The organism is Clostridium sp. X (genome assembly GCF_055755365.1).
This window is the reverse complement of the sequence record NZ_CM146912.1, coordinates 2,934,532-2,948,478: the sequence shown is the minus strand read 5'-3', so window position 1 is coordinate 2,948,478 and position 13,947 is coordinate 2,934,532. Positions and strand designations below refer to the sequence as shown.

Annotated in this window: 13 protein-coding genes; 10 read left to right on the top strand and 3 right to left on the bottom strand. The window is 31.5% G+C overall.

Annotation, left to right across the window (positions count from 1 at the left end; genetic code table 11):
• Position 1 precedes the first annotated feature (1 nt).
• Genes yqeB through ACX0KU_RS14795 form a run of 3 tightly spaced genes read left to right on the top strand, consistent with a single transcriptional unit; the run spans position 2 to position 2,639 of the window.
• Entirely contained in the window at positions 2–841 is an 840-nt protein-coding gene (gene yqeB, locus ACX0KU_RS14805) for a selenium-dependent molybdenum cofactor biosynthesis protein YqeB (protein ID WP_472990755.1), read from the top strand.
• Positions 810–1,613 carry an XdhC family protein gene (locus tag ACX0KU_RS14800; protein ID WP_472990753.1) on the top strand — a complete coding sequence of 268 codons (804 nt, stop codon included), beginning with the start codon at positions 810–812 and terminating at the stop codon, positions 1,611–1,613. The genes yqeB and ACX0KU_RS14800 overlap by 32 nt, the downstream gene beginning before the upstream one ends.
• 12 nt (positions 1,614–1,625) lie before the next feature.
• A complete protein-coding gene (locus tag ACX0KU_RS14795) occupies positions 1,626–2,639 on the top strand; it encodes a molybdopterin-binding protein (RefSeq protein WP_472990751.1) in 1,014 nt (337 codons plus the stop codon).
• 54 nt (positions 2,640–2,693) lie between these two features.
• Here the strand turns inward: ACX0KU_RS14795 and lgt are convergent, their stop codons facing one another.
• Positions 2,694–3,470: a prolipoprotein diacylglyceryl transferase gene (gene lgt / locus ACX0KU_RS14790; protein WP_472990750.1), complete on the bottom strand. Its 777-nt coding sequence runs from the start codon at positions 3,468–3,470 to the stop codon at positions 2,694–2,696.
• A gap of 8 nt (positions 3,471–3,478) precedes the next feature.
• Positions 3,479–4,348, bottom strand: coding sequence for a ComEC/Rec2 family competence protein (locus ACX0KU_RS14785; RefSeq protein WP_472990749.1), 870 nt, complete (start codon positions 4,346–4,348; stop codon positions 3,479–3,481).
• Between the two features lie 145 nt (positions 4,349–4,493).
• Here ACX0KU_RS14785 and ACX0KU_RS14780 point away from each other — a divergent pair, with 145 nt between their 5' ends.
• Positions 4,494–5,237, top strand: a complete 744-nt coding sequence (locus tag ACX0KU_RS14780; protein ID WP_472990748.1) for a lysophospholipid acyltransferase family protein — start codon at positions 4,494–4,496, stop codon at positions 5,235–5,237.
• Positions 5,238–5,274: 37 nt separating this feature from the next.
• On the opposite strand, the gene ACX0KU_RS14775 is transcribed toward ACX0KU_RS14780, so the two are convergent.
• Complete coding sequence (locus tag ACX0KU_RS14775) at positions 5,275–6,729, bottom strand: NADP-dependent glyceraldehyde-3-phosphate dehydrogenase (protein ID WP_472990746.1); 1,455 nt, start codon at positions 6,727–6,729, stop codon at positions 5,275–5,277.
• Positions 6,730–6,995: 266 nt separating this feature from the next.
• On the opposite strand from ACX0KU_RS14775, the gene ACX0KU_RS14770 reads away from it, so the two are divergent.
• The 6 genes from ACX0KU_RS14770 (at position 6,996) to argH (ending at position 13,911) form a co-directional block, all read left to right on the top strand.
• Positions 6,996–8,912 carry an aconitate hydratase gene (locus tag ACX0KU_RS14770; RefSeq protein WP_472990745.1) on the top strand — a complete coding sequence of 639 codons (1,917 nt, stop codon included), beginning with the start codon at positions 6,996–6,998 and terminating at the stop codon, positions 8,910–8,912.
• Between the two features lie 16 nt (positions 8,913–8,928).
• Positions 8,929–9,927 carry an isocitrate dehydrogenase (NAD(+)) gene (locus tag ACX0KU_RS14765; RefSeq protein WP_472990744.1) on the top strand — a complete coding sequence of 333 codons (999 nt, stop codon included), beginning with the start codon at positions 8,929–8,931 and terminating at the stop codon, positions 9,925–9,927.
• A gap of 104 nt (positions 9,928–10,031) precedes the next feature.
• Entirely contained in the window at positions 10,032–10,760 is a 729-nt protein-coding gene (locus tag ACX0KU_RS14760) for an AzlC family ABC transporter permease (protein ID WP_472990743.1), read from the top strand.
• A complete protein-coding gene (locus ACX0KU_RS14755; RefSeq protein ID WP_472990742.1) occupies positions 10,753–11,055 on the top strand; it encodes an AzlD domain-containing protein in 303 nt (100 codons plus the stop codon). Before ACX0KU_RS14760 ends, ACX0KU_RS14755 begins: the two co-directional genes overlap by 8 nt.
• A gap of 204 nt (positions 11,056–11,259) precedes the next feature.
• Positions 11,260–12,462 (top strand): argininosuccinate synthase, encoded by a 1,203-nt coding sequence (locus ACX0KU_RS14750; RefSeq protein WP_472990741.1) that lies wholly within the window; start codon positions 11,260–11,262, stop codon positions 12,460–12,462.
• Positions 12,463–12,573: 111 nt separating this feature from the next.
• On the top strand, positions 12,574–13,911 hold the full coding sequence (argH, locus tag ACX0KU_RS14745; protein WP_472990739.1) for an argininosuccinate lyase: 1,338 nt from the start codon (positions 12,574–12,576) through the stop codon (positions 13,909–13,911).
• Positions 13,912–13,947: the final 36 nt, after the last annotated feature.

The window sequence follows — 13,947 nt, the reverse complement described above, 5'->3', positions numbered from 1 at the left end:
GATGTTTGAAGAAATTGTTATAATAAGAGGTGGTGGAGATATTGCCTCAGGAGTAATACAAAAATTACATAGAAGTGGATTTAAAGTTTTAGTATTGGAGATAGATAAGCCTACTTCGATTAGAAGAAAAGTAAGTTTTAGCGAAGCTATATATGAAAAGTATATAACAATAGAGAATATAACTGCTGTACATGTGAATTATATGAAAGAAATACTAAATACTTGGGAGAAAGACGATATACCTGTAGTAATAGACCCAAGTGGTAAATACATAGATATATTAAAACCATATATAGTAATAGATGCAATACTAGCTAAGAAAAATTTAGGAACCAAGAAAGATATGGCACCTATAACTATAGCCTTAGGTCCAGGTTTTGAAGCAGATAGAGATGTAAATATAGTTATAGAAACTAATAGAGGACACGATTTAGGAAGGTTAATATTTAGTGGCAAAGCTACAGAAAATACAGGGGTACCTGGTGAGATTGGTGGTTACTCAAAAGAAAGAGTTTTATATAGTCCATATAGCGGCATTATTAACAATGTAAAGGAAATTGGAGATGTTGTTAAAGCTAAAGATATAATAGCTTATGTAGATAATATTGAGATTAATGCTACCATAGATGGAGTTTTAAGAGGACTCATAAGAGATAATAGTAAAGTACATAAAGGACTTAAAATTGCAGATATTGATCCAAGGCTTACAGAGAAAAAGAATTGTTACACAATTTCAGATAAAGCAAGAAATATTGGGGGATCAGTTTTAGAAGGAATATTATATATGAAAAAGGTAAGGAGGAATAAGGGTGGAGGAGAAAATATTAAAGCAAGTTTGTGAAAGTTTAAAGGATGGAATACCAGTGGCTATGGCTACTTTAACTCATATAGTAGGTTCTACACCAAGGAAAAAAGGATCGGTTATGGCAGTGTGGGCTAATGGGAGGATTCTAGGATCAGTTGGTGGAGGAAGGATTGAGCATGAAGTTATATTAAAGGCAATAAGTTGTATTGAGAAAAATGAAGATAGTGATTTTGATTACAAGTTAAACGATAGTGGAGATATCGGGATGCAGTGTGGTGGGGAAGCTAAAGGATTTATAAAGGTATTTACTCCAAGAAAAAGACTTATGATAGTTGGAGGAGGGCACATTGGGGAACAGCTTTATAAGTTTGCAAAATTACTTAATTTTTATACTGTTATATTTGATGATAGAGAAGAATTTGCAAATAGAGATAGATTTAGTGAAGCAGATGAAGTAATACATGGAGATATAGAATACAATCTTTCTAACTATAGTATTAATGAAAATACTTATATAGTTATTGCAACAAGAGGACATGAGCCAGACAGTAAGGCTTTGAAATCTGTAGTATCAAGAGGAGCGGCTTATATAGGAATGATAGGTAGCACTAGGAAGACTGTGATGGTTATGAAGAATCTTTTGGAAGAAGGAGTATTTAAGGAAGATCTAGAAAAAGTGCATGCACCTATAGGACTCGATATATCTTCAGAATTACCAGAGGAGATAGCCTTTGCAATAATGAGTGAAATTCTATTAGTTAAGAATAAAGGTTCCTTAAGACATAGAAAAGATATGGGGAAATTATGAGGTGGTAAAACTATGAAAACCATAAAGACAGAAGAAGCTGTAGGTTCAATATTGTGTCATGACATAACACAGATTATACCTGGACAGTTTAAGGGAAGGGCATTTAAAAAAGGTCATATTATAAGAGAAGAGGATATTCCAGTACTATTATCCTTGGGAAAGGATAATATTTATGTTTGGGAATATGAAAAGGGAATGCTTCATGAAAATGAGGCAGCTGAGAGATTAAGAGAGCTAACAGCAGGAAGTGGATTAGTTTTTAGTGAAATAAAAGAAGGAAAAATAGATTTCATTGCAGAAGAGGATGGACTTTTAAAAGTAAATAAAGAAGAGCTTTTTAAACTAAACTCTTTAGGTGAAATCATATTATCTACAGTACATAATAATACAATAGTAAAAAAGGGCCAAAAGGTAGCTGGAACGAGAGTGATTCCTCTAATCATTGAAGAAGAAAAAATAAAAAATGCTGAGAACTTAATTAAGGATAAAATAGTTAAGGTTATACCAATTAAATCAAATAAGGTAGGGATTATTACTACAGGAAATGAAGTATATCATGGTAGGATAAAGGATGCTTTTGGACCAGTAATAATGCAAAAGGTAGAAGAGTACAGATGTGAGATAGTGGAACAAGTAGTACTTCCAGATGATTTTAGTAGGATAAGGGATGCTATAGATAAATTAATAGATAAAGGAGCAGAGCTAATTATATGCACAGGGGGAATGTCCGTAGATCCTGATGATGTTACTCCAACAGCTATAAAAAATACAGGAGCAGACTTGGTGAGCTATGGGTCACCAGTACTACCGGGGGCAATGTTTTTACTTGCGTATAAAAATGATATACCTATATTAGGACTGCCAGGGTGCGTTATGTATTCAAAAAGAACAGTATTTGACCTTGTATTACCAAGAATTTTAGCTGATGAAAAGCTTAGTAATAAAGACTTAACAGAGTATGGACATGGGGGTATCTGCATGGACTGTGAGGAGTGTAGATTTCCTAATTGTAGCTTTGGAAAGTAGCAAGGGTATTAACTGTATAAAAAATAAGCACTAAATTGTAGTGCTTATTTTTTATTATATGGAGTGAGTCTCACGTATATTTCTGTTTGAATATATAAGTAGTAAAATACCAAAAACTATAAATACTATACTTATAACCTGTGCTGTTCTTAAGGAGCCCATCATTAAACTATCTGTCCTAAGTCCTTCTATAAAGAACCTTCCAATTGAGTATACAATCATGTATAGATAAAATATAGACCCTTTTGCTAATTCTTTTTTTCTACTTAATACCATAAGGAAAGCAAACATACATAAGTTCCAAATGGATTCATATAGAAAAGTTGGATGATAGTAAGTGCCCCTAATATACATTCCTCTTTGTATAAATTCAGGGAATCTAGAAATAAATTCTTTAGATACAGGTCCACCATGAGCTTCTGAATTAAAGAAATTTCCCCAGCGTCCTATAGATTGACCGAGTAGGAAACAAGGAGCTGCAATATCAAGCAATTTTCCAAACTCAATTTTCTTCATTTTTGCCATAATATAGACAACAAATGTAGCACCTAAAATTCCTCCATGTATTGCAAGCCCACCACCGCGAATATTAAGTATTTCAGAGGGAGTATCTTTATAGGAACTCCATTCAAAAATAACGTAATATAATCTAGCGCATAATATAGCTACAGGCAGAGCAACTATAAAAATGTCAGTTACCTTTTCAAAATCTACATCATATAATTTGCTTTGTTTAGAGCCCACCCAATATGCTAAAAGAATACCTATACTTATAATAATACCATACCAATTAATGGGTATACCGAAAACCTCAAATGCTACTGAATTCATTATTATCACTACCTTTTCATTATTTTATTTCCATCACTTTCTAATACTATAGAAGAATCTATATCAGTTCTAAAAATATTTATTTGTTTTTCTTGAAGTCTACTGATAACATCTTTATTAGGGTGTCCATACTCATTATTTCTGCCACAGCTAATTATAGCAACTTTAGGTTTAACATTATCTAACAGTAGTTTTGAAGTTGATGAGTTGCTTCCGTGATGACCTATTTTAATTACATCAGCTTTAAGATTATAGCCTTCTTTTATAAGCTCATTTTCATTATAAGATTCGGCATCACCCATAAATAAAAAACTTGTATTATTGTAAGAGAGCTTTAATACTGCTGAAAAATTATTTAGTTCATTATAGGGATCGCGTATTGGTGATAGTATAGTACAATTGATATCATTTCCTAAATCGAGTTTAATTCCAGCCTTTGCTGGTACTATTTTAAGATTTTTTTTACTAAGAGCAGTTAGCATACTTTTAAAGGCATCTGTATTGTTTGTTATTCTTGGAGTGTAAAAATTCAGCACATTAAAATTGCTTATAATTTTATCCATAGAACCAATATGATCATCGTGGGGGTGAGTTGCCAGTACATAATCTAATTTTTTTATACCCTGACTCTTTAAATAACTAATAGTCTTTTTGTTATTGGGGCCAGAGTCAATTAGTAGATTTTTAGTATTGGATTGAATTAAAATAGCATCTCCCTGGCCTACATCTATATAGTGAATTAAAATATTTTTAGGAGATGTGGGAGAAATTACATTAATAGAACTACTTATATAAGTATAAGAAATATAAAACATATATACCATTATAAATGTTATTACAATTAAAGACAATTTAAAATACTTTTTATTATATTTCATATCAACTTTTAATGATTACCTCCATCTATATACTAGATTTTAAATTATATCTATAATCATTACACTTTTTCTAAAAAATAAACATGAGTAATTGGAAAAATAAACTATTTATTGAATTGATACTTTTATATCGTTATAATAGAAGGTGTTTAAAGAATTAATGAAGGGAATGATCAGTGTGAGGTCTATAGGTATATATACATATATCGTTTTTAATTTAATACGTACACTTGGTTTAAATCGTAAGTATAATAATCTGAAAAATCAAGGAAAAGATGAAGAAGCAGAAAAATTTCTAAATGAAGTAGTCTTTTATTGGGCAAATCAAGTACTTAAAAAAGCTGGAGTAAAATTAGAGGTAAATGGGTTAGAAAATGTACCAGAAGAAGCATGTTGTTTTGTAGCTAATCATCAAGGAAATTTTGATATTCTTGCTATATTAGCTGCTATTAATAAACCTATGGGATTCATTGCAAAAAAAGAATTGAAAAAAACTCCGATAATTTCACAATGGATGAAGAATATTAGATGTGTGTTTATAGATAGAGAAAATGTGAGAGAGTCTGTAAAAGCTATAAATCAGGGGATTGAAAACTTAAAGAGTGGATATTCTATGGTTATTTTTCCGGAAGGCACAAGAAGTAAAGGTCGTGATATAGGAGAGTTTAAAAAAGGAAGCTTAAAGATGGCTACTAAAGCTAATGCTCCTATAGTGCCAGTTACTATTGATGGAAGTTATAAAATCTTCGAAGAAAATAATGGATGGCTTAAAAAAGGTGAGATTAGAGTAATTGTTGGAAAAGCCATATACTTAGAGAACCTTTCAAAAGAAGAAGAAAAAAATCTAGCTGAAATTGTTAAAAATGAAATAGCTAAAAATATCCAATAATAAAAAAAGAAAATTGCAACGCAATTTTCTTTTTTTATTATTGGTTTTCTATATTTATAACTATTGCTTTTGGTCTACTCATAGCTTCTATACTATATCTTACTCCTTGAGTTCCGATGCCAGACGATTTAACACCAAGAAACGGAAAGTTATCTGGACCTCTTTCGGTTTTATTATTTATTTGAACTGTACCAACTTCGAGTTTATTAGCTATATAAAAAGCCTTATCAATATCTTTAGTGAAAATAGAGGACTGAAGACCATATTTAGAGGAGTTTGCTATATCTATAGCCTCATCTATATTTTTTACTCTAATTATAGGTAGCACAGGACCAAAAGGCTCCTCCCAAGCAATTCTCATATCAGTAGTAACATTATCAAATAGTACTGGATAAATTAAATTTCCTACTCTTTTGCTAGAGGTAACAAGAGTAGCACCTTTGATAATAGCATCTCGAATTAACCCTTCAACATAATCTGCAGCCTCGCTGTTAATTAAAGGGGTTATATCTGCACCTTCTTTAGGATTTCCTATTTTTAGTTTTTTAACTTTTTCTTTAATTTTACTAACTAAGGAGTCTGCTATTTCTTCTTCTACTAGAACTCTCTTTACTGCAGTGCATCTTTGTCCAGAATAACTATATGCACCTGATACTATGTTTTGAGCAGTTTTTTCTAAGTCAGCGTCTTTTAAAACTAAAGCAGCATCTTTTCCGCCAAGCTCCATTAACATAGGAACCATACCTGCAATGACAGCTATATGCTTTCCTACATCAGAGCTTCCGGTGAAGTTGATAAAATTTATATCCTCATGAGTTACTAAATAGTCTCCAATTGTAGAACCCTTGCCTGTTATAGTGTTTAATACTCCCTTTGGAAGTCCTGCTTTATTAAAAATATCAGCAAGATGAAGGGCAGCTATGGAACCTTGAGTAGCTGGCTTGAAAATTACGCTATTTCCTGCTATTAGAGCAGGAGCAATTTTAGAAGCAGCTAAGTTTATTGGATAATTAAAAGGAGATATAGCAAGAACAACTCCCATAGGAACTCTAGTTACAAAGGATATTTTATTTTTCTTAAAACCTGGAAAGTTCTCAGAACCAACAGATTCACCGTGAATATGTTTACCTTCCTCTGCAGTAAATTTTATAAAATCTGCAGTTCTTTCAATTTCAGATAATGCAGACTTTTTATCTTTTGCAATTTCCATTTGAAGAATATCTGATAGTATAGTTTTATTTTCTAATAGCAGATCAGCAGCTTTACACAATAAGTTTGCTCGTTCGTTAATGGGAGTTTGACCCCAAGTTAATTGTGAAAGTTTTGAAGCTTTTATGGATGCATCTACGTCCTTTTCGCTCATAGATTGAATTTTCCCAACTAAAGTGCCATCTACAGGAGAAAAAATATCTATTGGAGCATTAGTAGACTGAACCCATTCGCCATTATATAAATTTTTATAGATGTTATTATTTTTTATACTTTCAAACAAGAAAATCACCTCGATAATTATTATACTCAGAAATAGGGGGTATTATTTCAGGAAATTATTATTTTTCATTCTCATAAGATGACAAGTAATATTTAAAAATGCATTTTTAAATAGTCTATATTGCAATTAACTTTACTAAGATTGTATAAATATGATATAATGGTGTATAATTATGGTGTAAAAGTTGTAATATTCACGTAGAATGATGGCTATTACAAATTAAAATTCATATAGCAACATATTAATTCTAAAAGGGGTTGACTTTTATGGGGTATAATATTGTAGAAAAAATATTAAAAGAGCATTTAGTTGTAGGAGAAATGAAACAAGGTAGTGAAATAGGAATTAGAATAGATCAAACCTTAACACAAGATTCTACAGGAACAATGGCATATTTACAATTCGAAGCACTAGGAGTAGATAAGGTTAAGACTAAAAAATCTGTAGCCTATATTGATCATAACATGCTTCAAACAGGACCTGAGAACGCTGATGATCATGCGTATATACAAACAGTAACTAAAAAACATGGTATCTACTTTTCAAAACCAGGTAATGGAATATGTCACCAAGTTCATTTGGAAAGATTTGGAGTTCCAGGACAGACGCTTGTAGGTTCAGACAGTCATACTCCAACAGCAGGTGGAATTGGAATGATTGGTATTGGAGCTGGTGGTCTTGACGTAGCAGTTGCTATGGGTGGAGGAGAATACTACATTAAAACTCCAAAGGTTGTAAAAATAGAGCTTAAAGGAAAATTAAATTCTTGGGTATCAGCTAAGGACATTATATTAGAAGTTCTAAGAAGATTAACTGTTAAAGGTGGAGTAGATAAAATTTTCGAATATGGCGGAGAAGGAGTAAAAACCTTATCTGTTCCAGATAGAGCTACAATAACTAATATGGGAGCTGAACTTGGGGCAACAACTTCTATATTCCCAAGTGATGAGACTACGCTTGAATTTCTAAGAGCACAAGGTAGAGATCAGGATTATGTTGAGATAAAACCAGATGAGGATGCAATTTATGATGAGGTAATTGAAATAAACTTAAATGAATTAGAGCCATTAGTAGCATGTCCTCATAGCCCTGATAATGTAGTTAAGATTACAGAAGTTAAGGGTACAAAGGTAAATCAAATCACTATAGGAAGCTGTACAAATTCTTCTTATGTAGATATGATGAAGGTTGCTGAAATATTAGATGGTAAGACTATACATGAGGATATGTCCTTAGTAATTGGACCAGGATCAAAGCAAGTTTTAAATATGTTAGCAGCCAATGGGGCACTAGCTAAAATGATTGCTGCTGGAGCAAGAATAATTGAATCAGGTTGTGGACCATGTATTGGAATGGGTCAGGCGCCTGCTAATGGAGCAGTATCATTAAGAACAATAAATAGAAACTTTGAAGGAAGATGTGGAACTAATACTGCAGGGGTATATCTTGTAAGTCCTGAAATTGCTGCTGTATCTGCTATAACAGGATATATTTCAGATCCAAGAGAATTTGGAGATTCACCAGAAATAGAAATGCCAAAAGAATTTTTAATAAATGATAATCTAGTTGTACATCCAGCAGAAAAGCCAGAAGAAATTACAATAGTACGTGGACCTAACATAAAACCTTTCCCTAAAGCTGAAGCTTTAAAAAATACAGTAGAAGGCAAAGTTTTAATAAAAGTTGGAGATAATATAACAACAGATCATATAATGCCATCAAATGCAAGTTTGTTGCCATATAGATCAAATATACCTTATTTATCAGATTATTGCTTAGCACCATGTAATCCAGAATTTCCAAAGAGAGCTAAAGAAAACAATGGAGGCTTTGTAGTTGGAGGTTCTAACTATGGTCAAGGATCAAGTAGAGAGCATGCGGCTTTAGCACCACTTTATCTTGGAATAAAGGCAGTACTTGCTAAATCTTTTGCTAGAATTCACATGGCTAACTTAATAAACAATGGAATTATGCCATTAGTATTTGTTAATCCAGAAGATTACAACACTATAGATGAATTTGATGAACTTGTTATAGATAATACTATAAAGGGAGCAGAAGTAGGAACAGTTGTAGTTGTTAATAAGACTAAGAATAAAGAATATGAAATGAAATTACAACTTTCTGAAAGACAACAAGAGATGATATTAAAGGGCGGACTTATTAATACAATAAAGAAATAATGGGGGTATAAACAAAATGGCGTATAATATAACACTGATTCCAGGGGATGGAATAGGACCAGAGGTTATGACAGCAGCAAAGAGTGTTTTAGATGCAAGTGGAGTTGAAATAAATTGGGAGACAGTGGAAGCTGGAGAAAAGGTTATAGCTGAGTTCGGTACACCTCTTCCTGACTATGTAATAGAGAGTATAAAAAAGAATAAGATAGCAATTAAAGGACCAGTTACAACACCAGTTGGTAAGGGTTTTAAGAGTGTCAATGTAGGACTAAGACAAGCGCTAGATCTATATGCTAATGTAAGACCTGTAAAAACTTATCCAGGAATAAAATCAAGATATGAGGATGTTGACCTTATAATAGTTAGAGAAAACACAGAAGATCTATATGCTGGAATTGAACACAGTATTGGTGATGTAGCTGCTGAGAGCATAAAGCTTATAACAAAAAAAGCAAGTGACAGAATAGTAGAGTATGCTTTTGATTTAGCAGAAAAGCAAGGTAGAAAAAAAGTTACATCTGTGCACAAGGCTAATATAATGAAATTATCTGATGGACTTTTCTTAAGATGTTCAAGAGAAGTTGCTGAAAAGCATAAGAGTATAGAATTCAATGATATGATAGTAGATGCTATGAGTATGAGACTAGTGCAATCTCCAGAAAATTATGATGTACTTGTTATGACTAATTTATACGGAGATATATTATCAGATATGGCATCAGGACTTGTAGGCGGACTAGGTGTAGTTCCAGGAGCTAACATAGGAACTGATATGGCAGTATTTGAAGCAGTACATGGTTCAGCTCCTGATATAGCAGGAAAAAATATTGCAAACCCTATGGCTGCTATATTAAGTGGAGTTATGATGTTAAGACACTTAGGAGAATTAGAAGTAGCAGATAAAATAGATAATGCTATTACTAAGGTTCTAAGTGAAGGTAAGGTTATGACATCTGACCTTGGTGGAACAGCTACAACTACGGAGTTTGCAGAAGAAATAATAAAAAATTTATAGTTTATATATAATAGGATAATTTCAGTAAGATGTATTTAAAAGATGTGTAGATAAAATTTATCTATACATCTTTTCGCGTGTATTTATAAATAAGGGGGTGTTTTATGAATTTAGGAATTGATTCTAATTATAAAATAGAGTTTAAGCAGGGTATAAAAGCTGGATTACCAATATTTATGGGATATTTTTCTGTGGCTATTACATTTGGATTAATTGCAAAAGCAGCTGGACTTTCAGGGGCTTTAGCAGTTTTAATGTCTTTAACAAACTTTACTGGGGCTACACAATTTATTGGGGTTAATATGTTTTATCTTGGAATTGAAGTTAGTAATATTGTATTAACTACATTTATAATAAATGCAAGATATTTACTTATGTCTTTTTGTATCACAAATAAACTAAAAGACTCAGTTAATATGAAATTAAAAGCTTTATTAAGCTTTGGAATTACTGATGAAGTATTTGTTATCGTTATGACAAGAGAAAATTTAAAACCGTCTTTTATTTTAGGGGTACAGACTATATCTTATATAGGATGGGTGTCTGGAACTTTAATAGGTGCACTACTTGCTGGGATACTACCAAGTAGTTTTTCTAATAGTATAGGGATTGCAATCTATATTATGTTTTTAGGATTACTTCTTCCAGTAGCTTCTAAATCATTAAAAGTAGCGATTGTAGCTATTATTGCTATGATAATTAGTTCAACCATTTACTATATTCCATTTTTAAATAATAGTATTGGTAATTGGAGAGTAGTTATTACTATTATATTCACATCTTTAATTGGGGCAATGTTCTTACCAAAGGAAGAAGGTGAAATAAATGAATAAAGTATTAACTATGATATTTTTAGCTGCACTAGTTACATATTTGTCTAGAGCTATACCTATGATATTATATAAAGGAAAAGATCCAGGAAAATTCTTAAAATCTTTCTTAGAATATATACCTTATGCTGCACTTGGTGGACTTTTATTTCCAGAAGTGTTATATTCAACAGGGAATATTCTAACATCAATAACAGGAGCAGTATTTGCAAGTTTTTTAATAATAAAAAAGCAAAATATGATTATTACAGTAATGGGTACAATAATTTTAGTGTATTTATTAAATAGATATATTTAGCTTCTGTATATATGAATTATAAAGACAAATTTTAATGTGTTTTTAAGACTTCTGAAGCAGTAGGATCTAAGAAAGATACAAAAAAACTATTGCATAATTATGAATATGTATGTATAATTATTATATTATATTTTGGTTATCAATGGTAATCGCAGAGATTTAATGGAGATAAAAGGCAAAAAAATCAAAAAGGAGTGTATATTTATGAAAGATAAAGTAGTATTAGCGTATTCAGGTGGATTAGATACATCTATTATTATACATTGGTTAAAGGATAACTATGACTTAGACGTTATAGCATGTTGTGTAAATGTAGGACAAGATGAAGATTTTGAAGAAATAGAGAAAAAAGCTATACGATCTGGAGCTTCAAAGATATATGTAGAAGATGTTACTGGAGAGTTTGTTACAGATTATCTTTTTAAAGGACTTAAAGCTAATGCTGTTTATGAAGGTAAATACTTATTAGGAACTTCTTTTGCAAGACCATTAATTGCTAAAACTCTTGTAGAAGTAGCACATAAAGAAGGAGCTAAATATATCTGTCATGGATGTACTGGAAAAGGAAATGATCAGGTTCGTTTTGAAGTTGGTATATCTTCTTTAGATCCGACTATAAAAATTATTGCACCTTGGAGAATTTGGGATATAAAATCAAGAGAAGATGCTATAGATTATGCAAATAAAAATGGGATAGAAATCTCTGTAACTAAAGAAAAAATATATTCAAGGGATAGAAATATTTGGCATACAAGTCATGAAGGCGGAGATTTAGAAGATTTAAGAAATGAACATAAGGGAGAAATGTACCTTATGACAGTTCCACCTGAAAAAGCAAAAGATGAAGCATCATATGTAGAAATCTATTTTGAAGCTGGAATACCTAAGAAAGTTGATGGAGAAGAATTAAGCCCAACTGACATTATCAATAAATTAAACAAAGTAGGTGGAGAGAACGGTATAGGAGTTATAGACTTGTTAGAAAACAGACTTGTAGGAATGAAATCTAGAGGAGTATATGAAACTCCAGGTGGAACTATACTTTATGCTGCTCACAAAGAACTTGAATATTTAACAGTTGAAAAGGAATCTTTCCATTTTAAAGAAATGGTATCACAAAAATATGGAGAGTTAGTTTATAATGGATTATGGTTTACAAATATAAAAGAAGCTCTAGACGCTTTTGTAGATAAGACTCAAGAGAAGGTAACTGGAAGTGTAAAATTAAAGCTATATAAAGGAAATATAATGATTGCTGGTATGGAATCACCTTATGCACTATATGAAGAGACAATATCTTCTTTCGGAGCAAGTGAATTATATGATCATAAAGATGCAGAAGGCTTTATAAACCTTTTTGGTCTTCCATATAAAATTAATGCAATACTTAATAATAAAAACAAATAGTTAGTAAATACTAAGAAAATATAACAACTAATCGCTAGTCGCCAGTTTCTATAATTATGTAGAAAATGGTGGGTAGCGATTAGCTATTAAAAGAACGGAGTGATTGTACATATGAAGCTTTGGGGTGGACGATTTAAAAACGAGGAAAGTAAGCTTATGGAGGACTTTAATAGTTCTTTAAGTTTTGATAAAAGATTATACAGTGAAGATATTACTGGAAGCCTAGCTCATGTTAAGATGTTAGCTAAATGCGGTGTTTTAACTGAAGAAGAAGGTGCTAGTATATCAGCAGGTCTAAAATCAATATTGGATGATATTAATAATGGTAATCTAGTAATTGAAGGAGACTATGAAGATATTCACAGCTTTGTAGAGATTAATTTAATAAAAAGAATAGGTGAAGTTGGAAAGAAACTTCATACTGGAAGAAGCAGAAATGATCAAGTGGCTGTGGATATGAGAATGTATGCAAAGAAAAAAGCATTTGAAGTTATTGAAAACATAGAAACTCTTTTACAAACAGTTAAAAGTGTAGGAGAAAACAATAATGTAATAATGCCAGGATATACTCATCTTCAACGAGCTCAAGTAGTGACTTTTAAATTTCATATGATGGCTTACTATAGTATGCTTCAAAGAGATAAGAAGAGAATTTTAAGTGATATTGAAATAATGGATGAAAGTCCTCTTGGATGTGGAGCATTAGCAGGAACAACTTACAATATTGATAGAGAGTTTACAGCAAAGGAATTAGGATTTAAAAAACCTGTAGACAATTTTATGGACGGGGTAAGTGATAGAGATTATTTAATAAGTCTTTTATCTTCTTTTTCTATAATAATGATGCATTTAAGCAGATTAAGTGAAGAAATTATTTTATGGAGTAGTAAAGAGTTTGATTTTATACAAATTAGTGATGAATTCTCTACAGGAAGCAGCATTATGCCTCAAAAGAAAAATCCTGATGCAGCAGAACTTATAAGAGGAAAGAGCGGAAGAGTATATGGAGATTTAATGAGTCTTCTTACTACTATGAAGGGTATACCATTAGCTTATAACAAAGATATGCAAGAAGATAAAGAGGTGTTCTTTGACGCGCTAGACACCGTTTTGAAATCCTTAAAAGTTATGAGTGGAATGGTAGGTAGTTTAAAAGTAAAAGAAGAAAATATGTTTAAGTCTGTGAAAAAAGGATTTTTAAATGCTACAGAAGCTGCAGATTACTTAGTAAATAAGGGTATGGCTTTTAGAGATGCTCATGGAGTTATTGGGTCTATAGTTTTATATTGTGAAGAAAATCAAATAGCTATAGAAGATATAGATTTGCCTAAACTTAAAGAGTTTAATGAGATTTTTGCAGAAGACGTATATGAATTTATTGATTATAGCAGTACCCTTAATAGAGGTATTAAGAAAAATATAGAGTATAAAAATAATGAATTAGTATAAATAAATTTATACGGTAATGTTATGAAATTAAGTAAT